Below are 25,806 nucleotides of genomic sequence, written 5' to 3' on the forward strand. Positions count from 1 at the left end.
CATTCTAATTACGCTCCTTTGGAGAGGTGGCAAATCAAAGATTTGACCGGGTGATTTCAAAGCATAATAAAAAATCCTTAGATGCATGATCTAAGGATTTTTGTATTTTAAAATATTGTTTTTATTAACATTCAGGAACGTTCACTGCAATAGCTAATCCTCCCTCAGAAGTTTCCTTGAAACGGTCACTCATAGACAAAGCAGTTTCCCACATTGTTTGGATAACTTCATCCAGTGTTACTTTTGCCTTGGTAGGATCACTTTCCAATGCAATATTAGCCGCTGTAATAGCTTTCATAGCTCCCATTGTATTTCTTTCAATACAAGGAATCTGGACAAGTCCCTTGATTGGGTCACAAGTTAATCCAAGATGATGTTCCATAGCGATTTCGGCTGCCATCAATACCTGTCCAACGCTTCCACCCAAAATTTCAGTAAGTCCGGCTGCTGCCATCGCTGATGAAACTCCGATTTCAGCCTGACAACCTCCCATTGCTGCTGAGATTGTTGCATTTTTTTTGAATAAGGTTCCAATTTCTCCTGCTACCAGTAGAAAACGGGCAATATCATCATCACTTATAGATTCTGTAAAGGCTTGTGAGTACATTAAAACTGCAGGAATCACTCCACTTGCACCATTAGTTGGCGCTGTAATGATTCTTCCGAAGCTTGCGTTTTCTTCATTTACTGCCAGTGCAAAACAGGCAATCCATTTATTGATATTGGTAAAGTTTTCTTCGGCATCAACAACCTGCTGAAACCATTCATCTTTATTTTTATAGATTTTCTCACCTAATAACTTTCTGTTGATTCCTGCTGCTCTTCGGGAAACATTTAATCCACCCGGAAGAATTCCTTCTTTATTGACACCTTTATAAATACATTCTTTAATTTGCTGCCAAATATAAAGTGCTTCCTCTCTTGTTTCTTCCTGAGTTCTCCAGCTTTCTTCATTAATTAAAATTAAATCTGAAATTTTATCAAAGCCTAATTTCTGGCAATATTTTGCAATATCAGAAGCCTTATGGCAAGGGTATAATGTACGTACGCATTGTTTTTCTATGGAGTTTTTTTCCTGACTTGCAATAAATCCTCCCCCTACAGAATAAAAATCCTGAACAAGTTCAGTACCATCTTCAAAAACGGCCTTAAAGATCATTCCATTAGGATGAAAATCAAGGGATTTTTTCATATTTAAAATCAAGTGATGTCCATAGATAAATGGAATTTCTTTTTCACCACCCAGATTAATGGTTTGTGTATCTTTTATGTATGCTATTTTCTCATCAATTTTTGAAGTATTGATGGTCTTAAAGTCTTCTCCATTCAAACCGAGCATTCCCGCAATATCTGTTCCGTGCCCAATTCCCGTTTTTGCAAGTGAGCCAAAAAATTCAAGAAAAACTTCTTTAACTTCAGCTATTGATCTTTCTCTTTTTATAATTCTGATGAACGCAGATGCTGCATTCCATGGTCCCATCGTGTGCGAACTGGATGGACCTATTCCTACTTTAATAATCTCAAAAACCGATATTGATTCCATAAATGATTCTTCATTTTCCTCCAAGCAAAGATACATGATAAATCTTAATAAAAATCAGGTTTTAGTAGGGATTAATGATAATTTAAGAACGGAAAAAGTCATTGGAGACTCTCCTCATGCTGAGAAAGATCAAGACCTCTATTTTCAGATTCCTCGGAAACCCTTAATGTAATAATAGAATCTGTAATTTTATATAAAAGCAAAGATCCAAAAAAGGTAAAAATAGAAACCAGAATGAGCGCTGCCATGTGATGAAGAAATACTTCAATACCGCCATGAAGCAGGCTTGCATTTTCACCATGGGCAAAAATAGCAGTCAGGATCATTCCCATAATTCCACCTACACCGTGACAGGCAAAAACATCCAGTGTATCATCAATCTTCTTTAAGGCTTTCCAGTTGACCATCACATTAGAAACAATGGCCGAAATAAAACCTATAAAAAGACTCTCCTGAATACTTACAAATCCACATCCGGGAGTAATGGCCACTAACCCTACAACAGCACCGATGCATGCCCCTAACGCAGAAACACTTCTTCCGTTGATTCTATCAAAAAATATCCAGGTTATCATTGCTGAAGCAGAGGCTATCGTAGTTGTTCCAAAAGCCGTAGCTGCAGATGCTGAAGCACTTAATGCTGATCCGGCATTAAACCCAAACCAACCAAACCACAGCATCCCTGTACCCAAAAGTACATAAGGAATATTAGACGGTTCATGGTGGGGTATTTTTCTGTTTCCTACAACCAAAGCTCCCGCAAGCGCTGCAAAACCGGCACTCATATGCACTACGGTTCCTCCTGCAAAGTCTTTTACTCCAAAATATTTGTTCAAAAGACCGTCAGGGTGCCACACCATATGGCAAAGCGGTGTATAAATGAAAAGGGAGAAAAGGACTATAAATAAAAGATAGGAAATGAAACGAACTCTTTCCGCAAAAGAACCTGTAATAATTGCCGGAGTAATCACCGCAAACTTCATCTGAAACAGAGCAAAAAGGATAAAAGGAATAGTAGAAGCCATCATTTTGTGAGGGAAAACTCCTACTCCATTAAAGAATGGATAACTCAATGGATTCCCTATGATTCCGTAATGCTTCCCATTGATACTGGGGCCTAAAGATTCTCCAAAAGATAAAGAAAACCCTACCACTACCCATAAAATTGAGATAACTCCCAAGGCAATAAAGCTTTGCAACATCGTGGAAATTACATTTTTCTTACCCACCATTCCCCCATAGAAAAAGGAAAGGCCAGGAGTCATTAACAGAACTAGACCTGCCGCAGCAAGAATCCAGGCTACGTCTGCACCTACAATCTTATCTTCACTCAGGAATTCACCAGAACTGGTAATATCTGAAGTCGGACTCCAGAATAAACCACCAACTGCCACAAGGGCAACAATGGAGAACGAAACGATCCATTTTAATCCTATTTTCATAAAATTTCATATTTAACCCTATCAAATTTAAACATAAAACCTTATAAAAATACATTTTTAACAAATCAACCCCATAAAAAACTATTCAGAAAATAATATTATCTATTTTTACTGAAACACTTCATTCAATATTTTAGAAACTTCTTTAGATTTGGTGGCAGGAAATAAATGAGTTCCGCCCTTAATTACATAGTCTGGTTTTGAGTAACGAACCGGAAAAACAATATCCTTATCTCCCAGTATTTGGATCACCTTTGGATTTTCTTCAAATTTCCACTCAGAAACTTTCTCCACAGACCATTTTAAATAATAAGGATCTCTAACTTTGAAATATTGTAGAAGTTTTGGATTTTTAGGATCAAAAAGTTTTCGCACCAAGGCATATACACTGGCTGCTTTGGTATTAAATAATCCAACAGGAAGTATTCTGGGGATCTTCGTTACTTCACCGGTTTTGATAAACTTGGATTTTTCTTTATCTGATTTGATACTTCCCAAGATAACCACTTTTTCTGCAGGTTTCAGCTGATTGATCTCCTGCACCATAATTCCTCCAAAAGAATATCCCAGCAGACAAAACGGTTCTGAAGTATCAATTTTCTCAGCCATCCTTTCTACATAAGCATGAAAGGGCTCGTCTTTTTCAGGAATGAGCCAATCTATAAAAATCAATTCATAATTCTTGGGAAATTCTATTCTTTCCAGTACTTTAAAATCTGCTCCAAGACCGCTTACAATATAAATTTTCATAGTACTAAATTATAAAAAATACAGGAAAAGGAAATGATTTAATTCTAAAGAATTTGATCAATCCGAAAGAGCATCTCCAATAATTATTTTCTTTTGAAAAGATGACAAACTGAAAGTTTTACAGGATGATTCAAACATTATCTTACAGTTATTCAAAAAAAAGAGCGGATTCCTTAGAACCGCTCTTTTTTTATCAATATTATATTTAATTTTATTTCTTCTTTTTCACAGGAACTCTGTTATCATTATCCAGCAGCTCTGTAGAAACTTTGAACTGAATATCCATTTCATTCTTGATGAAATAATCTTTTAATGAAGACTGATAGAATACCTTAAAGTCTCTTCTGTTCAAAGAGAATTTAGCAGATTCAATAGATGTTGTAAACTGAGTAACATATACATTCGCAGGGAAAGATATTGTTTTTCTCACCCCTTTAAGGGTAAGATCTCCGTATACGGTAGAATTGTACTCACTGTTTGCTAAAGGAATAATTTTAGTCAAATGGAACTTGGCTACAGGGAATTTTTTTACTTCAAAGAAGTTGGTACTTTTAAGGTCATCAGTAAGCTTGATCTGATCTTCATCAGAAACATCTCCTGCCATCATACTTCTCATATCTATTATAAACTCTCCGTCTACCAAAACGGTGTGGTCAAAGTTGAATTTTCCGCTCTTCAGTTTTACAGTTCCGGAATGTGAGGAAGCTTGGGTTTTTACAACCTTATAGCCCCACCATCTGATCTCTGATGAAGTCACCTTTGATACTTTATCAAATTTCTTTTGAGCAGAAACAAATGATATACTTGCGCACACCATAGCAAACAATAGTAATCTTTTCATTCTTTTTTATTTACAATTCAACAAAAATAAAAAAAAGTGTAGAACTTCTACACTTTTAATAATATTTTTTTGATTAATTTATTGAGCAGTTACCTTAACTAGCATATCAATATCATCTTTCACAAAAACATCCTGCATCGTAGACTTGTAAGCTACATCAAATTTCTGTCTGTCGAAAGAGAATTTGTTAGATACTAAACTTACTACTCCTTTGCTGTAAGAAATCTTAGCAGGGAAAGTAACCGGGCTTGTTTTTCCTTTTAAAGTAAGGGTTCCTGTTACTAAAGAATTGTAAACTTTATCGTTGTTTTTCTTTACTCCTGTAATTTTGAAAGTAGCTGTCGGGAATTTTTCAACTTCAAAGAAGTCACCGTTCTTAAGGTGTCCGTTTAATTTTTGCTGATATTCTCCTGTAAGGTCAGTAGCATTAATAGAAGTCATATCCAATACGAAGCTTCCTCCTACAAGTTGGTTTCCTTTCATTACCATGTCTCCTGACTTTACTTTTACAGTTCCGTCGTGAGAACTTGCCTCAGATTTTGCTACTTTATATCCCCACCAGTGAACATCAGATGCAACTACTTTTTTTGACTGTCCGAAAGCTAAACCACCAGCTAAAACTGCTAATAAAAATATTTTTTTCATTGATAGAATTGTTTACTTATTTATTGATGCAAATGTAGCTATCTTATTCGATAGATTTCATTGATGTATATCAAGAAATTTAATTATTTTCATGAATAATATCATCCTATAAAAAAACTCCGAATTTCTTCGGAGTTCTCTTTATTCTTGGTAGTATGCAGTATAAAGTGCCATACCTTTTAATGCCGTATGATTTTGCTTGACCAGATAGATCGGAATGTTTCTAAGCATTCCCTCCATTTTATCACTGATCTTGAATTTTTCATAAAATTTAGTCTTATCAACATATTCTATGACCATCTGAGGAATATCTCCCGCAATCAGTAATCCTCCGGTTGCTTTCAGTTTTAAGGTCAGGTTATTCGCTTCTCTTGCCAAAAACTCAAGGAAAGTATCTAAAGCGATTTTGCAGATTAAAACATTATCCTCTACTGCTGCCTTGTAAAGTTCTTGAGCGAAGTTTCCATTACTAAGACGTTCTCCCAGCCATTCCGGCTCCGGATGTCTTTTCACATCTCTTAAGAATCTGTAAATATTGAACAAACCTGTCTTGGAAAGTACATTTTCCCAGCTTACAATTCCATAGATATTATTCAGGAATTGGTAAAATTCAACTTCTACATTGGTTCTTGGTGAAAACTCAGAATGCCCACCTTCCGTTGCAAAAGGTCTTAAGTTTTTTCCATCGAAGAAATATCCAGCTTCTCCAAGTCCGTTTCCGGGAGCAAGGATTGCTACATTTCCTTTTTCAAGATGACCGCTGGTATAGATTGCTTCAAGATCACTGTCTTCAAGAAGAGCCATTCCGTAAGCTGATGCTTCCATATCGTTCAGCATATCTACTTTTTCGAACCCGAAGTCTCTCTTAAACTCTTCAACGTCTAAGCTCCAGCCTAATCTTGCAGGACTACTTTTACCGTCAATAACCGGTCCTGGCACTGCCATTCCCAGACGTTGTACATTTTCAAGCTGATTGTCCTGGATAAACTTTCTTAGAATATCATTAAAGGAAGCATATTCTTTGGTAGAATATGTATTTTGAATTTTTATCTCAAGACCTCCGTTACCGGAAACGAAATAGCCTAAGATTGTTACATCTTCACGGAGGCTTGCCCCAATGATAGAAACATTATCATTATTACTGTTCTCTACTCCTGGTAAATAAAGTGGAAATTTTGGATTCAGAATCATAACCTCAAATTTTACCAAATATAATAATTGTTTTCGTAAATCCTGCACAGAACAAAAAAACCTTTCCACTTTCGTGAAAAGGTTTTGGTTAATAATTGTTTATATATTAAATCTAACTACTTTCCTAATGGAATATTATAACCGAATCCTACTCCGATATTCCCCACATTATAGTCCTGACCAACTAAATCTCCTTTTGTTCCTACAAAAACCTTTTGGTATTGTACGAAGAAGTTCCAATCTCTGTTGTGGTATCCGATCTCCGGTTTAATGTAGAAACCACCGTTAGCTCTCTCTACATTTGTGTTGGAAGCTACTGTTTTATCTCCAACCAAGAACCCGTATCCTAAGTCAGTTCCAAAATAGAAACCTGTTTGCTTTGGATAGATTCTTATTAAAGCTGCTACAGGAACTACTCCTACATCATTATTTTTATAACCGTTATTTTCTTTTCCAAAATAGTGAGTATATCCTGTTGCGATACCTAAACCAAATCCAGGAGTAATCAAGTTCTGATAAGCAACATCCACTCCTACTGCAGCAGAAAGATTATCTGAGGGAACTGCCAAACCAACATTCGCACCTACCTTGATCATATTAGTCATTTTTGAGTCCTGTGCGCTTGCTATACCTGCTGTTAAAATCCCAGCTAGCAATATTGCTTGTTTAAACATTTTCATAACTCTAATTTTTTAAATTTTACTAAACAAGAGGATGTAAAAATCGTGCCAAGCAAGGGTTTATTTGTTGTTTTAACACTTATCAAAATCATAAAACAATGAATATCAATACGTTATTTTTAACTAAATTTAAATGTTTGTTTAACAAAAATTATCAAAAAAGGAGTTAAAAAAAGTAGAATTAAAGAAAATTATGTTCAGAATTAGAAATCGGGAGCTATATTGTAACATCAACAGGAAACAGAATAACATTTGGGAAATAAATACTATTTAATTTTAAACTCAAGTATCCTGCTCTATTCTATAAAAATAATATTAACAAACCTTAACCCGTTATTATTTTAACCTTATACCATCAATTCCATCAAAAAAATAAATGATCTCACCATGGCTGATTCATTATTAAAGAACAAGCATCTTCTTTGGCGAGCCGGCTTCGGTATCGGCATCCATCAGATCGACGATTTGAAAAATAAAAACATCAAAACGTTGATGAATGAATTATTTAAAGAAGACAGCTTTAGTGAGGTCACCTATGACACTCCCGACATAGATTCAACAGCGGATTATATGAACAGTACTGCTCCGGCTGAAAAGAAAAAGGAAATGCAGCGGATTAACAGGGAGCAGAACAATGAGCTGAACCTCAATTTTCTGGATAAAATAGTAAACAGCAAAGAACAAATGAGAGAAAAGATGGCTTTTTTCTGGCATGGACATTTTGCTTCAAGGGTTGTGAATCCAAAATTCAACCAACAGCTTTTAAATACAATCCGGAAAAATGCTCTGGGAAATTTTAAAGAGCTTCTTTTTGAAGTAAGCCAATCGCCGGCAATGCTTAATTTTCTGAATAATCAGCAGAACAAAAAAGATCATCCCAATGAAAATTTCGCCCGTGAAGTAATGGAACTTTTCACCATGGGAAGAGGAAATTATACCGAAAAAGATGTAAGAGAGGGTGCCAGAGCATTTACAGGCTGGAGCTATGATAAAGAGGGAAATTTCAAGGAAAGAAAAAATCAGCACGACGAGGGAACAAAGACTTTCTTAGGTAAAACCGGTAATTTTGACGGAAGTGATGCTTTACATATTATTCTTGAGCAAAAGGCTACAGCCCAATTTATTACTACTAAAATCTATAAGTTTTTTGTGAATGAAAATGTAGATCATGATATAATCAATAAGCTAAGTTCTAATTTCTATAGTTCCGGCTATGATATTAAGAAACTAATGACTGAAATATTTTCAAGCTCATGGTTCTATGATCAGAAAAATATAGGAAACAGGATAAAATCCCCTGTAGAACTAATGGCCGGAATGATGCGGATACTACCTATGAAGATTCAAAATCCCGAAAACCTCATCGTTTATCAAAAATTATTGGGACAAATGCTACTTTATCCGCCCAATGTTTCAGGATGGCCTAACGGAAAATCCTGGATTGACAGTTCTACATTGATGCTGAGACTTCAGATCCCACAGATATGGTCCGGTCTTCGGCCATTAGAATATAGTCCACGACAGGACGATGACATTGATATGGGAATGAAATCTAAGGAGAATGCTTTAAACAAAAGCTTTAAAAATCCCAATATCATCATAGACTGGGATCGTTTAGATAAAATTTTCGCTCATAAAAACTGTGAAGATTATCTGATTCAAAATGCTCAAAGTCTGGATATGAATACGGTAAATAATTTCTCTGACAAGAGTTTAAAAATGAATATTATTAACCTTATGTCTACCCCTGAATATCAGTTAATGTAAACATGGAAATAGCAACTCTATCTATCACCTACGCTCTAAATAAAATGCTATGTTAATCAAAAGAAGAGAATTCCTTAAAATAAGTTCATTGGCAACAGCTTCCTTACTGATGCCAAATTTTCTAAAGGCGATGACTTTAGATGAAGCCTTAGCTCCTAATCAGAATATCCTTGTAGTTCTTCAATTTACGGGAGGAAATGATGGATTGAACACCATTATCCCTATGAAAAATGATATTTATTTCAGAGAAAGGAAAACACTTGCTGTTCAGGATGCTTTATCCCTTACAGATGAAGCAGGAATTAACCCGTCCCTCTCCTACTTTAAGGAACTTTTTGACAATGGTGAGCTTTCTGTGATGAACAATGTGGGGTACCCCAATCCGGACAAATCTCATTTCCGAAGTATGGATATCTGGCAGTCTGCGAGCAGAAGTGATGAATTTCTGGAGACCGGCTGGCTTGGTCGCTTTCTGGATGAGGAATGTTATCGTTGTGAGCATCCTACCCAAGCATTGGAAGTAGATGACATGCTGAGCCTTGCCTTAAAGGGAGAAAACAATAAGGCATTTGCATTTAAAGATCCCAAAAGACTGTATCAGACCAGTCAGGAAAAGTATTTCAAGTCACTTTACGACCATCATCATGATGATGAAACGGTTTCTTATCTTTATCAAACATTAGGGTCTACGATCAATAATGCAGATTATATTTTTGAAAAAAGCAAGGCAAAAAAAACGGAACAGACTTATCCTAACTCTCAACTGGGAAAAGACTTTAGAACAGTAGCATCCCTCATCAAATCAGACATCAACACTCAGGTTTATTACCTTTCTATTGGTAGTTTTGATACTCATGTCAATCAGAACGACAGACAAAAAAAACTATTTGGAGACATCAATGAAGCAGTGAAATCCTTTGTTGCTGACATGAAAAGTAATGGATTATTTAATAACATCCTATTGATGACATTTTCTGAATTTGGACGTCGTGTTGCCCAGAATGCCAGCAATGGAACGGATCATGGAACAGCTAACCAGATGTTTTTCATCGGTGGAAATCTCAAAAAGAAAGGATTATTAAATGCGCTTCCTGACCTGCAAAATTTAAATGAAGGAGATCTTATCTATAAAGAAGATTTTAGAAAAGTCTATTCTACTATTTTGAGAAACTGGCTTAAAGCCGATTCTTCGAAAGTTTTAGGATGGAAAGACGGAATCTATGATTTTATATAAATTCAATGGAATTGAAACCACAAAGTCACAAAAGTTTTTTAAACACTTAAGCTTCTTTTAAGTGATAAGGTTTACGTGTAGGAAGTTCACTTAAGTCTGCTAAAAATCTTTGATTTTTAGGAAAAGATGATATCTATGATTTTATATACTGGTTAATAGATTTTTATATCTATATCATTTATTAACCAAAAAAAAAAGAGACCATCCGCTATAATAGGACAGTCTCTTTTAATAATTTTAAATTTTAACTACTTTTACGTTTAAGCAGTAATCTGCTTAGGTTCTTTCGGTTCCTGATCAACTTTTTTATCAAGTTTTTCAGATATTTTTTTAACGATATATTCAATCGCTATAGGGGCTATAATGGCAATTAATGCTTTAAATATTCTTGATTTCATAGTGCTATTTTGTACCTAACTACTACAATTTCCAAGCCAAGATAAAAAAATGAAGATAATTTTGTGGTCATGCTTCGCGCAGAGCGGATGAATCATCTGTAAGAGCACCCACTATTGATCTTGGATAGTTTCTTCTTTAAGAATGTTCAGATCCTGATAGTTTTTATGTCCCATCCTGAATTTTTCTTCCATTTTCAGTTTTAATTTCTGCGGTTTATGTACAATCAAAGTATCTCCAAATCCTAACAGTAGTCTTTCCAGTTCAAAGTTAATCTGCACACAGATTTTAAACAGAGTCCCATCTTTTGTTTCACTAATGATCTCCTGACTTTTATGGAGTGGTTTTGTTTTCACATAAGGCGCATTAGCTGAATCTACAAAAAATATAATGTTTCTGGGAAGCATAGATTCTGCAACGGTAACACCTACGATATCTTTGAAGTATTCATCGCCATCCAGATCTTTATCTATGTACGAAAGATCTTCATCAATTTCAATATTCTCCATTCTGTCCAGGGCCAGATTATACATTTTCTGCTTGTAAAGGCAGATCAGAAACCAACGGTTGTTAAATTCTTTCAGTAATTGAGGATGAACGGTATAAATACTCGATTCTTTTGCTGTAAAGCTTTTGTAAAGGATTTTCAACACCTTTTTATTGGCAATGCTTTCATACAGTATATCAATATGCTCCAACCCTTTCAACTGCTCATTTTTATCTAAATGAATAATTGATTTCTGGTTGGTTGCATGAATAGAATCTTCCAACTTCTGAATCACCCCATTCATCTCCTTAAACATGGAAAAATCCTTGAACTGTTTCAAAATCTGAATGGCATTATTCATTGCTTTCAGATCACTTTCATTCACAGAAATGTTATGGATACTATAATCCGGATCGCTGTAACGGTAGTATTTTCTTTCATACACCTCAATGGGAGCTTCGTATCCGAACTTTTCACTTCGCATATTCTGCAGATCGAGCTGGATTGTTCGTTTGCTTACATAAGATTCTTTTCCTTCAAACTCAAACAAGGCCTCAGAACATTCGTCAATAAGATCTTCAAGGGTATACTTTCGATACTTATTTTTGAGACATTTATCTAAAGTCTTGTAGCGAATCAGTGCATTTTTATTGGATGACATGATTGTAATATTTAATTGCTTGACTTTAATGCAAAACATAAGTAAATTAGAAAATTCACTTTTTACATTTTTTAGATAAATTATTTCTCTTTCAAAGCTTCACCCTCAAAAGAAACACCCTCCCATCCGAAATTCATAAAGTTTCTGATATTCTGATGATCATTTCCATTAGGATTTTTTAGCACGTCTTCTCTATAAAATTCACCAAAAAGAAAAAGAGTCTGCCCCTTGGTCAATCCCTGAAGTTTGGCAAAGCTGAAGACCTTACACGAACCATTATTTTGTCCTGCTTCGTTTGCAGTGCTTCCATTTTTGAATGCAGTAGGCGTAAAATCATAATGTTGATCAATGTAAGCAATAACTTCATTGAATTCAATAGTTTCCGGAAAATGCTGTAACTGTTCTAATAATACCATAAAAATTGGTTTTAAATTATATTATTTGATAGCTAATAGATGGATCTCCAATTAGCTATTTTGTTTATTTTAATTTGTTTTTGTAAAAATAATCAAAATTTTCTTATCTACGCAAAACTATTGCGCAACAAGGATATTACTTTGCATTATCAAAATGAGAAAACAAATGGAATTTAATGGAAATCACTTAATCGAATTAGGATATAGACCAGCTAAATGGTTCAAAGATGCCATTACTTATATCAATGAAAATAATCTGGATGAACATCAGATCAGAGAATATCTAGAGGATTTCAAACAACCGGAACTTATTCCGCTTCATGAAACACCCAAGGATTTTATCATCAATATCAGGGCTGAACATGAAAGTGAGGATGATAATGTAGAAAAGGTAATCAAAACGATGAAAGTTCTGATGAAAACCCCTACACTAATAGATGGAGCTATCATGCCTGATGCCTGCCCAACAGGCCCTGAGGGTCATATCCCGGTAGGTGGTGTGGTGGTTGCCAAAAATGCAATTCATCCGGGATTCCATAGTGCAGATATTTGTTGTTCTGTGATGCTTACAGACTTTGGAAAGGTAAATCCTAAGGATATTTTAGATGCAGCCCATTCTATAACGCACTTTGGATATGGAGGAAGACCAAGAGGTGAACAGATGCCTATGTCTCAGGAATTGATGGATGCTTTTAGAGAAAATTATTTTTTAAATGATGAGAAACTGATCAGCATTGCACGTTCTCATATGGGAACTCAGGGAGATGGAAATCATTTCTTATTTGTAGGAATCTCCAAAAATACAGGAAATACAATGTTGGTGACCCATCACGGATCAAGAGCTCCTGGGGCGGCATTATATGATAAAGGAATGAAAGTGGCTAACCGTTTCAGACAGGATATTTCTCCTGAAACGTTAAGGGAAAATGCATGGATTCCTTATGATACTGAAGAAGGTAAGGCCTACTGGGAAGCTCTCCAGTTAATAAGAACATGGACGAAGGAAAACCATACATCTATTCACGATGCGGTATTAAACAAACTGGAAATAGAGAAAGAAAACAGATATTGGAATGAGCATAATTTTGTCTTCAAGGATGGTGACTTGTTTTACCATGCTAAGGGAGCCACTCCGTTGGATGATAAGTTCATGCCTGATATCACCGGACCAAGACTGATTCCGTTGAATATGGCTGAACCTGTATTAATTGTTCAGGGAAAAACGAATGAAAGAAACCTTGGTTTTGCCCCTCATGGAGCGGGAAGAAATTTCAGCAGAAGTCAACATAAAAGATCTATGGCTCATAAAACGACCGAAGAGATCTTTGATGAAGAAACTCAAGGGTTGGATATCCGTTTCTACTCCAATGAAGTTGATATTTCTGAGCTACCAAGTGCTTATAAAAGTGCTAAAAACGTAAGAGCCCAGATTGAGGAATACGGACTTTGTGAAGTTCTGGATGAAGTGATGCCTTACGGATGTATCATGGCTGGTGATGTTCAGAAAAATGCACCATGGAAGAAAAAGAAAAAATACAGAAAGGCATAATCTGTAATTTTTAATTATAAAAAAAACTAATAATTATGGATGGGCAGTAGCTCAGCTGGTTAGAGCAACAACAACTTTCCGCTGTTGGCAAATAAAGTTCCTCCACTTGTGGGGCGCAGGTTCGAATCCTGCCTGCTCAGCAAAAAAATGATAGAAAGCACAGGCTTTCTGTTCACAAAAAATAAAGGCAAAGAGAGTTCCTATAATTCACTGGTATTACTCCCCGCTTTTTTCAAAAATTATAGGTAAAAGGAGTTCCTATAACATTTTTCTTTTAAAAAAAATACTCCTCACTTATTTAATTTTTATATCATGAAAACACTTCAACTTTTCAATGCCGTACTGGCTAAAAAAACGGATGAAAAACCTTTTATATCCAATGATGGTTTTATCATTGAACCTGATGCACTTTGGGCAAAGAAAGACATCATCAAATATTATTCAAAGGAAAAATTAAACGGTAATGATCTTAATAAAACCTTCCATAAATCTTGGGAAAAGATAAAGAACAGTACAAGATGGGAACTATTGATGGATCAAATCGAGCATTATCTTTCTACCTATGGAAGTAATTTTCAGGATGAAATTTACATTCCCAATGAGGTTTTGAATATTCCTGAGATGAAACTTACTTTCAAGGTAATTAAAGCTTATTCTGTGGATGAAATGACAGAGAAATGTCTTTCATTGCTGAAATCGGGAATTGCTTTAAAGGAGGAAACCATCAATGATCTTTTGTATATTCTGAACGAAGAACTAGATTATAAATTCACAGGAAAAGAAAACATCAGAAATAAGGAAGCCATTGTAAAAATTGCAGACCTTTATAAGATCTATCCTGAAAATCCTGTGGAATTTTTCAGATATGTTATTTTCAAAACAACAGCGACAAGTCTATTGATCAAAAATAATACATTGATTGAAAGCATCAAAGAAAGTAAATTCAACCCATCTGAATTGTTTGAAAACTTCGGACTGGAAAGACTTGCAGAGATCTTTAACAGATTTAAACCCTTGTTTTTGGCTTATAAAAGTAAATCTCCAAAGACTATTAATAAAATCTCCAAGTTATCAAAGACACACCATAAGCCGCTGGTTTCTAATCCACTGAATAATGCAACCCATATCGTATTGGATGAAAATGATCTGCATTGGCTGGATAATGCGACACCGTTCGCCCTATTCAAAGCTTTATCAGCCTGCTATTTAAGGATGTATGGACAGGATACTTTTGTATATAGAGTCCGAAACGGAAAATCGTGGGTGAAAACCGGAAAAAATAGTTCGGTAAATGAAATGAATTTTGAGTTTATCCTTACCTATTTAAAATCTAGATTTGATCTTTCTGGAAAGTCATTTTACTTCCCAGAAGATGTTGAGTTCGGACTTCCGACTTCTGAAAAGATGTTTGTAGGAAATATTCCTACAGGAACACGATTCTCCGGTGAAAAACTTGCAGTAGGAATCTATTGGGAAGATGCCTGGGGAGCCTATGACCTTGACCTTTCTGCATTAAATATTGGTGGAAAAACCGGTTGGAATGCAGCTTATAATCAAGAAAATGGAAACCTGATGTATTCCGGAGATATGACTTCTGCGCCTAACGGAGCTGTTGAATATCTATATGCCAACAAAGGATTGAATGTTCCTACCCTAATCATGAATAATGTATATGGAGGAAACCCTGAGTGCGGGTATAAGATTGTGATTGGAAAAGGAGATATCATGTCTAGAGACTATATGATAAACCCAAACAACCTATTTGCAGAAGTTAGATGTAATTCTGTCCAAAGGCAGACCATTCTTGGAATGCTGCTTCCAAAGGGAGAAAAACAGACTTTTGTCTTATTGAATTTTGGAGCGGGTCATTCTCATGTTTCAGGAAATACCGAGATTGCAGTGTTGGCAACCAATGCACTATATCAGCAATGGTATGAACCTATTTCTTTCAATGATCTTGTACAGGAATTGGGTGCGACAGTTACCACGGAAAAATCTGAGGCAGATCTTAATTTCTCTCTGGAAAGTTTGGAAAAAGATAGCTTTATCAGAATTTTTAAATAAATATGCGCCATTTGATTGAATCGAATGGCGTTTTTACAGCTCTATTATTTAACATAATTTTTTCTCAATATAGCTCACCCAACCCATTCATTCACAAACAGATCAATTCTAACAAAAGATTTGATTTTTTTTATATATTTGCCAGCCTTAATTTAATAAAACTAAATAACTTAAAAAACTATTATTCATGAAGAAACTATTATTTCTAGTTCTCTCTATTTTTGTTCTCTCATCATGTGGGTCAGATAATGGCGGGGATGATAACAATGGAAATAACAATACCAATGTATATCCAAAGGTCACAACAGGACAGCTTACTTTTAATTTGGCTCAATTCACGTTCCATGGGACGGTAACCTCAGCAGGAACCGGATTTTCATCTCGTGGATTCTGCTGGTCAAAAACAATCAATCCTACAATCAGTAGCTCTAAAACAATCTCTGAATTTAATAATTCTGTGGGAGATTACGCACTTACGGCAGATTATGGTGCAGATTTTGAAAAATCGACCCTTTATTATATCAGAGCTTTTGTTAGGGCTAGTAATGGGGAAACCATTTACGGAGACAATGTTACATTTACCTCTCCTGGAAAAATGGACATTAACTTCAAAATGGTTAAGCAAATCTATACAACATCTGCGACCTTCGATACAGACAAAATTACAGTAAACTATCTTGAGCCATTCTTTCCGGATGAAAAGGGATTCTGCTACAGAACTTCTGCAGGAGTAGACATTTCAAATGGACAAACGGTTAAGGTTACAACGGCCAACAATTATTCACCTTATGAACTGGAGGCTAACGGACTACTTCCTAATACAACCTACTACGTAAAGTCTTATGTAAAAGAAGGGGCACAAGTGTATTATTCAGCTGAAAAGACATTTAAAACAGCCGGTGCAATAGGTGCTTCCGGTGGATATGTTTTTTATGATAAAGGAGAAACTACAGATGGCTGGAGATATTTAGAAGCAGCTCCTGCGAATTTGATCTATAACGGATCTGATAAGGTTGAATGGGGATGTCCTTTCGATGTGATCAATCAGACTCAGTCAGTAATGGGATCAGGTCCTTCCAATACGGTTAGAATTGTTTCTCAATGTTCGGATGCCAACTCTGCAGCAAGATTATGTGATAATTATGCGATCAATGGTTTAACTGACTGGTTCCTTCCATCAGAAGATGAACTCATGGCATTTTATAAAAGTTCCAAGAATGTTTACAATATAGCTTCAAATAATGTATCACAAAAGTATTACTGGAGTTCTACAGAGATACCTGGAAGCAATCAGGTAAAGATTCTGGAAGGATATAATGGATCTATGTGGAGCTACACCAAAGATTATTATTCAGTGAGGGTAAGACCTGTCAGAAGATTCTAAAAATATTTCATAAAAATTAAAACCGCTGAAAGTAGCGGTTTTTTTTATTTTTATAAATCGTTGAAATACACCTATGCATTTACACTTTTGATTGAAAACAAGCCTTTTTCAACTTTCACAATGGCTTTCTTTCCATAATCAATCTGAATGCTGAACATATTCTCAAGAGGAAATTGTAAAACGGTTTGAAGTATCAGACGAATGACTCCTGCATGAGCAATAATCAAAACTTTATCAGCATTTTTTTCCTCCAATAATTCATTCCAGAAACTGAGTACACGAGTCTGCATTTCAAGCAAGTTTTCTCCTCCTGAAGCTTTTATATTGATGAAATCTTTATACCACGGATTGATTTCTTCCTCAGGAATTTCAGTCCATTTCTTCAGTTCCCAGCTCCCAAAGTTCATTTCCCGCAGCCTATCATCTGTGGTATAATCAAACTTAAAGTGATCAGCCAAAAGACAACAGCGTTGGGCGGGACTTGAAATCACCAGGTTAAAATCCTTATCCATATTCAAATGTTTAAAATCTTCAGAATAGTTCTTTCTTAAAGGCATTTCGGCAAATCCATAGCACAGGTTTTCCGGATTTTCTACGGCTGTATGTCTAATCAGATGAATTTCCATACGATCATTGTTCCAAGATAAAATAAAACCTCACAAACCTGCTGTACAGATCCCAAACAGTCTCCGGTATAACCACCGATATGTTTTTTAAAGTACCATCCCATGCAGATCTTTCCCAAATATGCCAGTGCAAAAGCAAAAATCAAACGCCAGTCAGGAATCAGGGCAAAAGATATTAGAACACTAATGAATCCTACCAGCAGAGACATTCCATCCAAGGGTTTATTAGCTAAAGGTTTTGACTTGCTTACATCAATATCTGTAACATATTTGTGGGTATAAATCATGGTTCCTGCAATAAAACGACTTGATGTATGGGCAAAAATGATAATCCCTAAAGTTTTAAACAAATCAATGGTTCCCAACGCCTGAATACTAAAAAACTTTAAGGCAAATAGCAAAATAATTCCTACAGCTCCATAGGCTCCTACCCTACTGTCTTTCATAATGGTAAGGATCTTCTCCTTTCCGTATCCACCTCCAAAACTGTCGCACACATCGGTAAAACCATCCTCATGGAATGCTCCGGTGAGCAAAACACTGCTGATCATCATCAGAACAATTCCTATTTCAAGGTTAAAAAGCTGAAAAGACAAATACAAAACAATAGCATTAATCAATCCTACCAATAGTCCGATCCAGGCAAAGTATTTCTGGGATTTATTCATAATCTCACCGGAATACGGAATGGTAAACGGAATCGGAATTCTTGTGAAGAACATGAGTGCCGTTGCAAAGTAGATCAGTTCATTTTTTACAGTCTTCATTTATTCTTTATTTGAAACATGAGCGTCCTCAAAACTAGACATTTCATTCAGGAAATTTACCGCACTTTGGATGATGGGATACGCCAGTGCGCAGCCTGTTCCCTCTCCCAAACGCAGATTAAGATTCAGCAAAGCTTTTTGTCCCAATAATTCAAGAAGCTGAAGATGCGCATTCTCATCACTTACATGGCAGAATATACAGTTGTTTAGGATTTCAGGATTCTTTTTCCACACGGTGGCAATGGCAACTGTAGCGATAAATCCATCCACCATAATCAACATATTCTGACGGAAAGCTTCTTCCATCGCTCCTATCATCTGAGCAATTTCCAGTCCGCCAAAAGTTTGAGCAATCTCATCAGGCGTTATGATATTGGGATGTTTTTCTATGGCATTTGATAAAATATTGATCTTATTCTGTAACTGATCATCATTCAGCCCTGTTCCACGCCCGATACAGCTTACAATCGGTAGATTAAACAACTTACTCATCATCAGAGATGAAGCAGAAGTATTTCCAATTCCCATTTCCCCAAAGCCAATGATATTACAGCCTGTTTCTGCAATTTCTGCAACGACTGAACCTCCGTTTTGAAGTGCTTTCTGATATTCATCAACGGTCATTGCCGGTTCATCCAGAATATTACGGCTGGATTTTCTGACTTTCTGATCTATTAAATCCAATCCTGCAGGAAAATCAAAATTAACTCCGGCATCAACTATTTTAATTTCAATTCCATTTTGTCTGCAGAAAACATTAATGGCGGCACCACCACCTAAAAAGTTCATCACCATTTGATAGGTTACCTCCTGTGGATAGGCACTTACTCCTGTTGTTGCAATGCCATGGTCTGCGGCAAAAACCACCATATGAGGTTGGGATAGCTGAGGAGAAGTTGTCTTTTGAACCATCCCTATTTTATAGGCAAGATGTTCTAAATATCCTAATGCTCCTAAAGGTTTTGTTTTAAAATCAATTGTATGCTGTAGTTCAGTTGTCAACATGGTTATAATAATAGTTATGTTAAATAGAGAAAGTGCAATATTAGTGAAATGAGGGCTAAGAGCCAAGAATTGAGAAGCAAGAGTCAAGACTAGAAATGCCAGATTTAAGATTATTAAGATGAAAGGAACATTCAACTTAAAAACTCTTCACATAAAATTACTACGTAATAAGATTGCGCATATTACCATTTACTTTGCAATATAAAATTGAAAACAATGACACCAAAAATAATAGAAAAGATAAAAGAAGTTGAGGCTAGTAAGGGCGTAAAAGTTCTTCTGGCCGTTGAATCAGGGAGCAGGGCGTGGGGTTTTGCCTCTCCAGACAGTGATTATGACATACGATTTATATATTGCCATGAAAAAGACTGGTACCTTTCGCCCTGGGATAAAGATGAAACCATAGAATTTATGACAGAGGATGATCTGGATGGTTCTGGATGGGATCTACGGAAAACCTTTCACCTTTTACTAAAATCTAATGCTGCTTTATTGAGCTGGTTCTACTCTCCTATCGTTTACATGGAAGACAAAAGGTTTATGGAATTGTTCAAGCCTTTGGCAGATGCCTGTTTTTCACCAATAGCAGTATCCTATCACTATTTAAGCATGAGCAAAAAATATCTGGAAGCCTGCAGAGCTGATGAAGTAAAGTTAAAAAGCTATTTTTATTGTCTGAGAACTGCATTAACGGGGAAATGGATCATAGAAAAAGGAAGTGTCCCGCCGGTATTATTCAGTGATTTGCTTATATTGGTTGATGATGAAACCAAAGCAAAAATAGAAAACCTTATATCATTAAAAGCCACAAAAGGAGAAAGCTATTATCACCCAAACGACTGGGAGTTATTTAGATTCTTGGAGAAAACGATAGCCTATAATGAAGAAAAATCAAAGAGTTTGACTGGAGGAAAAGCGGATAAAAAAGAAATGGAAAGGGTTTTTAGAGAAATTGTAAAATTGTAAAAAAGAAACAAAATGAAAAACATCGTCGCACTTTCTCCCATATATACGGAAGACAGCAATAACCTGAAAAAAGCCTCTCTCAATTCACCATATGAATTAAACCGTTTCAATGCAAAATGGAATGTCCCAGAGGAATTTCGAGCAGATGTAATTGCAGTGTATGGTGAGGATATTTATGCAGAAATTGTTGCTGAGCAGTGTAACCTAACTTTAATGAAGCCCTCTGATAATTGGCTTGCAGGTATTTCGGAGAAATTTACAAAACGTAAAATTTCCTATGGACAATTAAAAGACTTTGTTCATGAGGAAAACATCTTTATAAAATGCTCTGACTTTAAAAGCTTTAAGGCCGGAGTTTTTGATAAAGTGACTGATATCAAAGGTTTTGATTCTTTGGACCTGAGCTCTACCGTTTTCACTTCAGAAGTTGTGGAATGGGAGCTTGAAGTAAGATGTTTTGTGCTTAATAATGAAATAAAAACACACTCAACTTATTGGCGAAACAACAGCTTCAATACCAATTTACTTTCTGAAACTGAAAGCAATGAGATGTTTGAATTTTTTAAAAACTTTATTGAACAATATTCTTCAACATTACCTAATGCAATTGTTCTTGATTTTGGGATCATTAAGGGAAAAAGCTGGGCTTTAATTGAAGCCAATCCGGCTTGGTGCTCAGGATTGTATGCCTGTGATGCAGAGAAAGCCTTAAAAGTAATTGTAGAAAGTTGTATTAAAAATTAGAATTGTAAATCATGACCATCCAAGACCTCAAAGACAAAAACCTCCTCCTCTTCGAAGCCATCTCCGGAAGCCGTGCTTTTGGACTGGCAACGGAGAATTCTGATACAGATATCCGTGGAGTGTATTATCTACCCAAGGAAAACTTCTTTGGACTGAACTACATTCCACAGATTTCTAATGAGACGAATGATATTACGTATTATGAAATCGGGAGGTTTGTAGAACTTTTACAGAAAAATAATCCAAATATCCTGGAAGTATTGGCGAGTCCTGAGGATTGTATTCTTTATAAACATCCGTTAATGGACTTATTGAAAATAGAAGACTTTCTATCCAAATTATGCAAGGATACTTTTGCAGGATATGCTATTTCACAGATCAAAAAGGCTAAAGGGCTTAACAAGAAGATTTTAAACCCAATTGATAAGGAAAGAAAATCAATTCTTGATTTTTGTTTTATTCTGGACGGTCAAGGTTCTATTCCTTTGAAAAAATGGCTTTTGGAACATGGGAAAGTTCAGGAAAAATGTGGATTAACAGCTATTGACCATACCAAAGGAATGTTTGCCTTATTTTATGACGATTTACAAACATTGGGATATAAAGGAATTATACAACACGAGGAAGCGAATCAGGTTTCTGTATCCTCTGTTCTCAAGAATGAAAGTCCGGAAGCTTATCTATTTTGTAATTTGGATGCCTACTCTACGTACTGTAAAGATTACAGGGAATATTGGAAATGGGTAGAGGAACGCAATGAAGACCGCTACAACGTTAATCAAAATCATGGGCAGAACTATGACAGTAAAAATATGATGCATACCATCCGATTATTGCAGTCATGCGAACAGATATTTACTACTTGTTCTCTACAAATTCGCGTGGAAAACCGAAATGAATTATTGGATATCAAAGCTGGAAACTGGCCCTATGAAACGGTAATGCAGAAAGCAGAACGTCTTATAGAATCCATTGAACATCATCATCCAATCTCCAGTCTTCCCGATTATCCTGATCTGGAAAAAACGACAAAAGTTCTGATTGAAATAAGGAAAAATCTATATGAAGAAAATTAATACATGATGAGTAATGAACAGTGGGGAAACTACAACAATGGATACCCACTCTCATACTCTAAAAACCTCAACCCTATTTCTTCTTTGAAGCCTTAGCAATTGAATTATACTCAAGGCAAATTTTCATCCAATACTCAAAATCTGAGGGCTGCTGAAATCCGACAGGTTCCACATAGCAATAATCTTTGAGCTGCTTTCCTCTCATGATCATGGGAAGAAATCCTTTTTTCTCTGAAACTTCGTCTTCCAATTCGGGGTTATAACGGCACATCAGATTATCATGACTAATGTTGATACACATTTTTCCATTCACCAGAAATGCCAACCCGCTGAACATTTTCTTCTCTTCAACTTCAATATTATCTACACTGGAAAGCCATTCCCGCACTCTGTCTGCAAGTTCAATACTATATCCCATAATACTCTATTTATAATGAAAAGAGCTTATCTGAAAATATTCTGATCTACAATACATCCGGAGATTTCCCACACATTTCTTATTCCAAATCTGCTCTGTTGCCATAGTAAAATTAAGTGATTTAGTTGTAAAAACGTAGTGAATGAAACTATAAAAACGAATATCAACACCGACAGGTTTTAATTTTTATAAAAATATTTTCAGCGGGTTGTAACAAAATAAAAATGTGATCAACAAATTAATTGACATATCAATAATTGATAAGTCATTTTAATTTAAAAGTATGGAAAAATTAAATTCAATCATATTCTATAACATAGACAAAGCGATCAGATCCTATAGAAACTATGCGCAACGCCAGCTGAAAGCACATGGCTTTACAATCACCATTGATCAGTGGCTTATCATCAAAGCTATTCTGGAAAACCCGGGAATTACCCAGAATGAAATTGGTGATCTTGTTTTTAAGGACAACGCGTCTGTGACGAGAATTATTGATTTAATGGTAAAATCTGAATATATCACAAGGCATATTCACCCTGATGACCGTAGGAAAACAAATCTGGAAGTAACAGATTCCGGTAAAAAAGTCATCAAAGAGGTTCAGAATATTGTCGAAAAGAACCGCGAGGTTGCCTTGAAAGGGGTCTCAAAGAATGAGCTTGAGGTGATGTATTCGGCTTTACTTACAATTTCAGAAAACTGTCTTAACCCTAAAAAGTAAAACATTATGACCAGAATATTTTCACTCATTTTTGTCTGGATTTTTATGCTGTTCTGCAACTTGCTTTCAGCCCAGACTATGCAGAGTTTTTCATTGTCAGGAAGTATCAAATCTGACAAAGCAGAACAAATGGAGATTATCCTTTTGGATGCTGATAACAAATTAATTAAAACAGAAATTGCAGATTCCAACGGGAAATTTGATTTCAACGATATCAAAGGAGGAGCCTATCGCTTAAAAATCAACAGAAATGGTTCTGAAGTATATCATTCGGACAACATTACATTGATCGAAAATATGACCCTGCCATCTATTGATCTGAATGTAAAATCAATTGAAGGGGTCACCATCACCAAGACCAAACCGATGATTGAAAGACAGGATGGAAAAATGATCATGAATGTTGAAAACAGCATTGCCAGTACCGGAAATTCGGCCTTTGAAGTATTGGAAAAGGCACCGGGAATTACTATTGATAACAATGATAATATCAGTCTTCGCGGAAAGGGAAATCTTCTGATCCAGATTGATGGTAAAAATACGCCCATGACTGGAAGTGATCTTGCCAATTATCTCAAGGGAATGCCCTCATCCACCATTGATAAAATAGAGTTTATCACCAATCCTTCATCAAAGTATGATGCAGCCGGATCATCGATCATTAATATCAAACTTAAAAAGGAACAGAGAAAAGGCACGAATGGGAGTATTTCCACTTCTTTAGGAATGGGTAAATATGTGAAGAACAATAACAGCTTCAGCATCAATCACAGAGATAAGAAGATCAACATTTTCGCCAATTACAGCTTTGCTTACAGGGAGGCTTACAACGGATTGGTTCTGGATCGGAATTTCTATGTGAACAATAATTTTGAAAAGGCTTATATACAGGACAATTATCTGAAATTCAAGTTTAACAATCATATTGCAAAGGCTGGAATGGATTATTATCTGAATGATAAAAATGTATTGGGCTTTTCGGTAGGATTGGTCTCTAATAAATTCGGACTCAATGGAGATAATGCCAACACAACTCTTGGCAGTGCCTATACTCCCGAAAGCTATTTCAATACTCAAAATACCTCTAATGATCAATGGACCAACGTTTCGGTGAACCTGAATCATAAGTACACTCTTGATTCTTTAGGTTCAGAAATATCTACTGACTTTGACTATATTAACTATTCCAATTCTTCTTTGCAGAATTTTGAAACGAGAACACATACAATAACTCCTCCTCTGGATCAGCTTGATATTATGAAAGGAGATATGAATGGAAAGCTCAATATTTATTCATTAAAATCAGACCTTACCAAGAACTTCAAAAACGACTGGAAACTGGAAAGCGGAATTAAAACCAGCTTTGTGAAAACAGATAATGACCTGAAATTTTTCAATGTCAACTCTGGAATTTTAGTTCCGGATCCTAATAAGACCAATCATTTTATCTATGAGGAAAACATCAATGCATTGTATGGAAATCTGTCCAAAAAATGGGATAAATTTAAGGCTACAGCAGGTTTAAGGGTGGAAAACACCAATGTAAAGGGTACTCAGATTACGACCAATCAGGTGAATAAAAGAAATTATACTCAGTTATTTCCTAGTGCGGTATTATCTTATGATGTAACAGAGAAAAGTAATCTGGAAATTAACTTAAGCAGAAGAATTACCAGACCTAGCTACAATCAGCTGAATCCTTTTAAGCTTTATCTTGATCCTACCACCATGAGAGCCGGAAATCCGGACCTGAATCCACAGACGACGATGAACTATGAGCTGACCTACAGTTTGAGTAATAAATACTTTGCAACCTTAAGCTACAGTAAAACATCAGACAATATCACAGACATCATTAAACCTATTGTAGATGCTGGCCAGAATGTAACGGTACAGACCTTTGAAAACCTGAACACAGCTTCATATCTTGGATTATACCTTATTGCTCCTGTGAAGGTGACCAAATGGTGGGACATGAACAACAGTGCTAATTTTTATTATGGATCATATACCGGAAATGTTTCCGGGACACAGATCAATAACAAAGGGAACTTTACTTTTAATATTAACAGCATCAACTCCTTTAAGCTTGGAAATGGCTACACCGCTGAGCTTACCGGAAATTATAAGGCAAGAGAGGTCTACGCTTATCTGGATATAAGTTCAAACTGGTACCTGAATATTGGAGCACAAAAGAAATTTAAAAATAACAGTGTCCTAAAGCTTTCTTTTACCGACATGTTCTTTACGAGCAATATCAATGGACAAAGTCTTTACAATAATTATATTGAAAACTTCGCTGTAAAAAGAGATACCCGAGTAGTGACACTTTCTTATACCTACAATTTTGGTTCTTCCAAGAATGGACAACCTAGAAAAACAGGTGGTGCTGAGGATCTTAAACAAAGAGTCGGAAGCTAATTTTCATTA

24 protein-coding genes and 1 tRNA gene are annotated in these 25,806 nt (G+C 35.8%); 11 read left to right on the top strand and 14 right to left on the bottom strand.

Features of this window, described 5'->3' with window-relative positions:
• Positions 1-124: 124 nt before the first annotated feature.
• The 7 genes from C1638_RS09260 to C1638_RS09290 all read right to left on the bottom strand — a co-directional run bounded on the left by C1638_RS09260 (position 125) and on the right by C1638_RS09290 (position 7,092).
• Positions 125-1,543 carry an L-serine ammonia-lyase gene (locus tag C1638_RS09260; RefSeq protein ID WP_109620658.1) on the bottom strand — a complete coding sequence of 473 codons (1,419 nt, stop codon included), beginning with the start codon at positions 1,541-1,543 and terminating at the stop codon, positions 125-127.
• A 98-nt stretch (positions 1,544-1,641) separates the two neighbouring features.
• On the bottom strand, positions 1,642-2,985 hold the full coding sequence (locus C1638_RS09265; RefSeq protein ID WP_109620263.1) for an ammonium transporter: 1,344 nt from the start codon (positions 2,983-2,985) through the stop codon (positions 1,642-1,644).
• Positions 2,986-3,093: 108 nt separating this feature from the next.
• Positions 3,094-3,735: an alpha/beta hydrolase gene (locus C1638_RS09270; protein WP_109620266.1), complete on the bottom strand. Its 642-nt coding sequence runs from the start codon at positions 3,733-3,735 to the stop codon at positions 3,094-3,096.
• Positions 3,736-3,946: 211 nt separating this feature from the next.
• Positions 3,947-4,576, bottom strand: a complete 630-nt coding sequence (locus tag C1638_RS09275) for a YceI family protein (RefSeq protein WP_109620268.1) — start codon at positions 4,574-4,576, stop codon at positions 3,947-3,949.
• A 78-nt stretch (positions 4,577-4,654) separates the two neighbouring features.
• Complete coding sequence (locus tag C1638_RS09280) at positions 4,655-5,221, bottom strand: YceI family protein (RefSeq protein WP_106916551.1); 567 nt, start codon at positions 5,219-5,221, stop codon at positions 4,655-4,657.
• A gap of 141 nt (positions 5,222-5,362) precedes the next feature.
• On the bottom strand, positions 5,363-6,412 hold the full coding sequence (locus C1638_RS09285) for a glucokinase (protein WP_109620270.1): 1,050 nt from the start codon (positions 6,410-6,412) through the stop codon (positions 5,363-5,365).
• Between the two features lie 116 nt (positions 6,413-6,528).
• Positions 6,529-7,092: a hypothetical protein gene (locus tag C1638_RS09290; protein ID WP_109620273.1), complete on the bottom strand. Its 564-nt coding sequence runs from the start codon at positions 7,090-7,092 to the stop codon at positions 6,529-6,531.
• Between the two features lie 387 nt (positions 7,093-7,479).
• On the opposite strand from C1638_RS09290, the gene C1638_RS09295 reads away from it, so the two are divergent.
• Together C1638_RS09295 and C1638_RS09300 are read left to right on the top strand one after the other, a co-directional pair.
• A complete protein-coding gene (locus C1638_RS09295; RefSeq protein ID WP_109620275.1) occupies positions 7,480-8,859 on the top strand; it encodes a DUF1800 domain-containing protein in 1,380 nt (459 codons plus the stop codon).
• A gap of 49 nt (positions 8,860-8,908) precedes the next feature.
• Complete coding sequence (locus tag C1638_RS09300) at positions 8,909-10,093, top strand: DUF1501 domain-containing protein (RefSeq protein ID WP_109620277.1); 1,185 nt, start codon at positions 8,909-8,911, stop codon at positions 10,091-10,093.
• Between the two features lie 260 nt (positions 10,094-10,353).
• On the opposite strand, the gene C1638_RS22305 is transcribed toward C1638_RS09300, so the two are convergent.
• From C1638_RS22305 to C1638_RS09310, 3 genes are all read right to left on the bottom strand, one after another.
• Positions 10,354-10,491: a hypothetical protein gene (locus C1638_RS22305; protein ID WP_164463093.1), complete on the bottom strand. Its 138-nt coding sequence runs from the start codon at positions 10,489-10,491 to the stop codon at positions 10,354-10,356.
• 111 nt (positions 10,492-10,602) lie between these two features.
• Positions 10,603-11,637 carry a helix-turn-helix transcriptional regulator gene (locus tag C1638_RS09305; RefSeq protein WP_109620279.1) on the bottom strand — a complete coding sequence of 345 codons (1,035 nt, stop codon included), beginning with the start codon at positions 11,635-11,637 and terminating at the stop codon, positions 10,603-10,605.
• 80 nt (positions 11,638-11,717) lie between these two features.
• On the bottom strand, positions 11,718-12,053 hold the full coding sequence (locus C1638_RS09310) for a HopJ type III effector protein (RefSeq protein ID WP_109620281.1): 336 nt from the start codon (positions 12,051-12,053) through the stop codon (positions 11,718-11,720).
• Between the two features lie 166 nt (positions 12,054-12,219).
• On the opposite strand from C1638_RS09310, the gene C1638_RS09315 reads away from it, so the two are divergent.
• The 4 genes from C1638_RS09315 (at position 12,220) to C1638_RS09330 (ending at position 17,050) form a co-directional block, all read left to right on the top strand.
• The gene (locus C1638_RS09315) at positions 12,220-13,602 is read left to right on the top strand and encodes an RtcB family protein (RefSeq protein ID WP_109620659.1); all 1,383 of its coding nucleotides are present in this window, start codon (positions 12,220-12,222) and stop codon (positions 13,600-13,602) included.
• 40 nt (positions 13,603-13,642) lie between these two features.
• Positions 13,643-13,742 (top strand) — tRNA-OTHER (locus C1638_RS09320).
• 172 nt (positions 13,743-13,914) lie between these two features.
• Complete coding sequence (locus tag C1638_RS09325) at positions 13,915-15,666, top strand: hypothetical protein (RefSeq protein ID WP_109620283.1); 1,752 nt, start codon at positions 13,915-13,917, stop codon at positions 15,664-15,666.
• Between the two features lie 187 nt (positions 15,667-15,853).
• Entirely contained in the window at positions 15,854-17,050 is a 1,197-nt protein-coding gene (locus tag C1638_RS09330; protein ID WP_109620285.1) for an Lcl C-terminal domain-containing protein, read from the top strand.
• Between the two features lie 71 nt (positions 17,051-17,121).
• Here C1638_RS09330 and cobC read toward each other — a convergent pair whose 3' ends face one another.
• Genes cobC through cobT form a run of 3 tightly spaced genes read right to left on the bottom strand, consistent with a single transcriptional unit; the run spans position 17,122 to position 19,460 of the window.
• A complete protein-coding gene (gene cobC, locus C1638_RS09335) occupies positions 17,122-17,676 on the bottom strand; it encodes an alpha-ribazole phosphatase family protein (protein ID WP_109620287.1) in 555 nt (184 codons plus the stop codon).
• Positions 17,661-18,443, bottom strand: a complete 783-nt coding sequence (locus C1638_RS09340) for an adenosylcobinamide-GDP ribazoletransferase (protein WP_109620289.1) — start codon at positions 18,441-18,443, stop codon at positions 17,661-17,663. Before C1638_RS09340 ends, cobC begins: the two co-directional genes overlap by 16 nt.
• Complete coding sequence (gene cobT / locus C1638_RS09345) at positions 18,444-19,460, bottom strand: nicotinate-nucleotide--dimethylbenzimidazole phosphoribosyltransferase (protein ID WP_262509806.1); 1,017 nt, start codon at positions 19,458-19,460, stop codon at positions 18,444-18,446.
• Between the two features lie 204 nt (positions 19,461-19,664).
• Here cobT and C1638_RS09350 point away from each other — a divergent pair, with 204 nt between their 5' ends.
• From C1638_RS09350 to C1638_RS09360, 3 genes are read left to right on the top strand one after another with little or no spacing between them, the layout of a single operon-like run.
• Positions 19,665-20,414 (top strand): nucleotidyltransferase domain-containing protein, encoded by a 750-nt coding sequence (locus C1638_RS09350; protein WP_109620293.1) that lies wholly within the window; start codon positions 19,665-19,667, stop codon positions 20,412-20,414.
• 12 nt (positions 20,415-20,426) lie between these two features.
• Entirely contained in the window at positions 20,427-21,158 is a 732-nt protein-coding gene (locus C1638_RS09355; RefSeq protein ID WP_109620295.1) for an ATP-grasp domain-containing protein, read from the top strand.
• 11 nt (positions 21,159-21,169) lie between these two features.
• The gene (locus C1638_RS09360; protein ID WP_109620297.1) at positions 21,170-22,234 is read left to right on the top strand and encodes a nucleotidyltransferase domain-containing protein; all 1,065 of its coding nucleotides are present in this window, start codon (positions 21,170-21,172) and stop codon (positions 22,232-22,234) included.
• A gap of 73 nt (positions 22,235-22,307) precedes the next feature.
• On the opposite strand, the gene C1638_RS09365 is transcribed toward C1638_RS09360, so the two are convergent.
• Positions 22,308-22,652 (bottom strand): TfoX/Sxy family protein, encoded by a 345-nt coding sequence (locus C1638_RS09365; protein ID WP_109620299.1) that lies wholly within the window; start codon positions 22,650-22,652, stop codon positions 22,308-22,310.
• Between the two features lie 283 nt (positions 22,653-22,935).
• Here C1638_RS09365 and C1638_RS09370 point away from each other — a divergent pair, with 283 nt between their 5' ends.
• Complete coding sequence (locus tag C1638_RS09370; RefSeq protein ID WP_109620301.1) at positions 22,936-23,376, top strand: MarR family winged helix-turn-helix transcriptional regulator; 441 nt, start codon at positions 22,936-22,938, stop codon at positions 23,374-23,376.
• 6 nt (positions 23,377-23,382) lie between these two features.
• Entirely contained in the window at positions 23,383-25,797 is a 2,415-nt protein-coding gene (locus C1638_RS09375; protein ID WP_109620303.1) for an outer membrane beta-barrel family protein, read from the top strand.
• Positions 25,798-25,806: the final 9 nt, after the last annotated feature.

The sequence above is a fragment of the Chryseobacterium oncorhynchi genome, assembly GCF_002899895.1.
GTDB lineage: Bacteria > Bacteroidota > Bacteroidia > Flavobacteriales > Weeksellaceae > Chryseobacterium > Chryseobacterium oncorhynchi.

Excerpts from the sequence above, each read along its gene's own strand:
- C1638_RS09260 (WP_109620658.1), bottom strand. The coding sequence starts at position 1,543 with ATGGAATCAATATCGGTTTTTGAGATTATTAAAGTAGGAATAGGTCCA.
- C1638_RS09265 (WP_109620263.1), bottom strand. The coding sequence starts at position 2,985 with ATGAAAATAGGATTAAAATGGATCGTTTCGTTCTCCATTGTTGCCCTT.
- C1638_RS09270 (WP_109620266.1), bottom strand. The coding sequence starts at position 3,735 with ATGAAAATTTATATTGTAAGCGGTCTTGGAGCAGATTTTAAAGTACTG.
- C1638_RS09275 (WP_109620268.1), bottom strand. The coding sequence starts at position 4,576 with ATGAAAAGATTACTATTGTTTGCTATGGTGTGCGCAAGTATATCATTT.
- C1638_RS09280 (WP_106916551.1), bottom strand. The coding sequence starts at position 5,221 with ATGAAAAAAATATTTTTATTAGCAGTTTTAGCTGGTGGTTTAGCTTTC.
- C1638_RS09285 (WP_109620270.1), bottom strand. The coding sequence starts at position 6,412 with ATGATTCTGAATCCAAAATTTCCACTTTATTTACCAGGAGTAGAGAAC.
- C1638_RS09290 (WP_109620273.1), bottom strand. The coding sequence starts at position 7,092 with ATGAAAATGTTTAAACAAGCAATATTGCTAGCTGGGATTTTAACAGCA.
- C1638_RS09295 (WP_109620275.1), top strand. The coding sequence starts at position 7,480 with ATGGCTGATTCATTATTAAAGAACAAGCATCTTCTTTGGCGAGCCGGC.
- C1638_RS09300 (WP_109620277.1), top strand. The coding sequence starts at position 8,909 with ATGTTAATCAAAAGAAGAGAATTCCTTAAAATAAGTTCATTGGCAACA.
- C1638_RS22305 (WP_164463093.1), bottom strand. The coding sequence starts at position 10,491 with ATGAAATCAAGAATATTTAAAGCATTAATTGCCATTATAGCCCCTATA.
- C1638_RS09305 (WP_109620279.1), bottom strand. The coding sequence starts at position 11,637 with ATGTCATCCAATAAAAATGCACTGATTCGCTACAAGACTTTAGATAAA.
- C1638_RS09310 (WP_109620281.1), bottom strand. The coding sequence starts at position 12,053 with ATGGTATTATTAGAACAGTTACAGCATTTTCCGGAAACTATTGAATTC.
- C1638_RS09315 (WP_109620659.1), top strand. The coding sequence starts at position 12,220 with ATGGAATTTAATGGAAATCACTTAATCGAATTAGGATATAGACCAGCT.
- C1638_RS09325 (WP_109620283.1), top strand. The coding sequence starts at position 13,915 with ATGAAAACACTTCAACTTTTCAATGCCGTACTGGCTAAAAAAACGGAT.
- C1638_RS09330 (WP_109620285.1), top strand. The coding sequence starts at position 15,854 with ATGAAGAAACTATTATTTCTAGTTCTCTCTATTTTTGTTCTCTCATCA.
- cobC (WP_109620287.1), bottom strand. The coding sequence starts at position 17,676 with ATGGAAATTCATCTGATTAGACATACAGCCGTAGAAAATCCGGAAAAC.
- C1638_RS09340 (WP_109620289.1), bottom strand. The coding sequence starts at position 18,443 with ATGAAGACTGTAAAAAATGAACTGATCTACTTTGCAACGGCACTCATG.
- C1638_RS09350 (WP_109620293.1), top strand. The coding sequence starts at position 19,665 with ATGACACCAAAAATAATAGAAAAGATAAAAGAAGTTGAGGCTAGTAAG.
- C1638_RS09355 (WP_109620295.1), top strand. The coding sequence starts at position 20,427 with ATGAAAAACATCGTCGCACTTTCTCCCATATATACGGAAGACAGCAAT.
- C1638_RS09360 (WP_109620297.1), top strand. The coding sequence starts at position 21,170 with ATGACCATCCAAGACCTCAAAGACAAAAACCTCCTCCTCTTCGAAGCC.
- C1638_RS09365 (WP_109620299.1), bottom strand. The coding sequence starts at position 22,652 with ATGGGATATAGTATTGAACTTGCAGACAGAGTGCGGGAATGGCTTTCC.
- C1638_RS09370 (WP_109620301.1), top strand. The coding sequence starts at position 22,936 with ATGGAAAAATTAAATTCAATCATATTCTATAACATAGACAAAGCGATC.
- C1638_RS09375 (WP_109620303.1), top strand. The coding sequence starts at position 23,383 with ATGACCAGAATATTTTCACTCATTTTTGTCTGGATTTTTATGCTGTTC.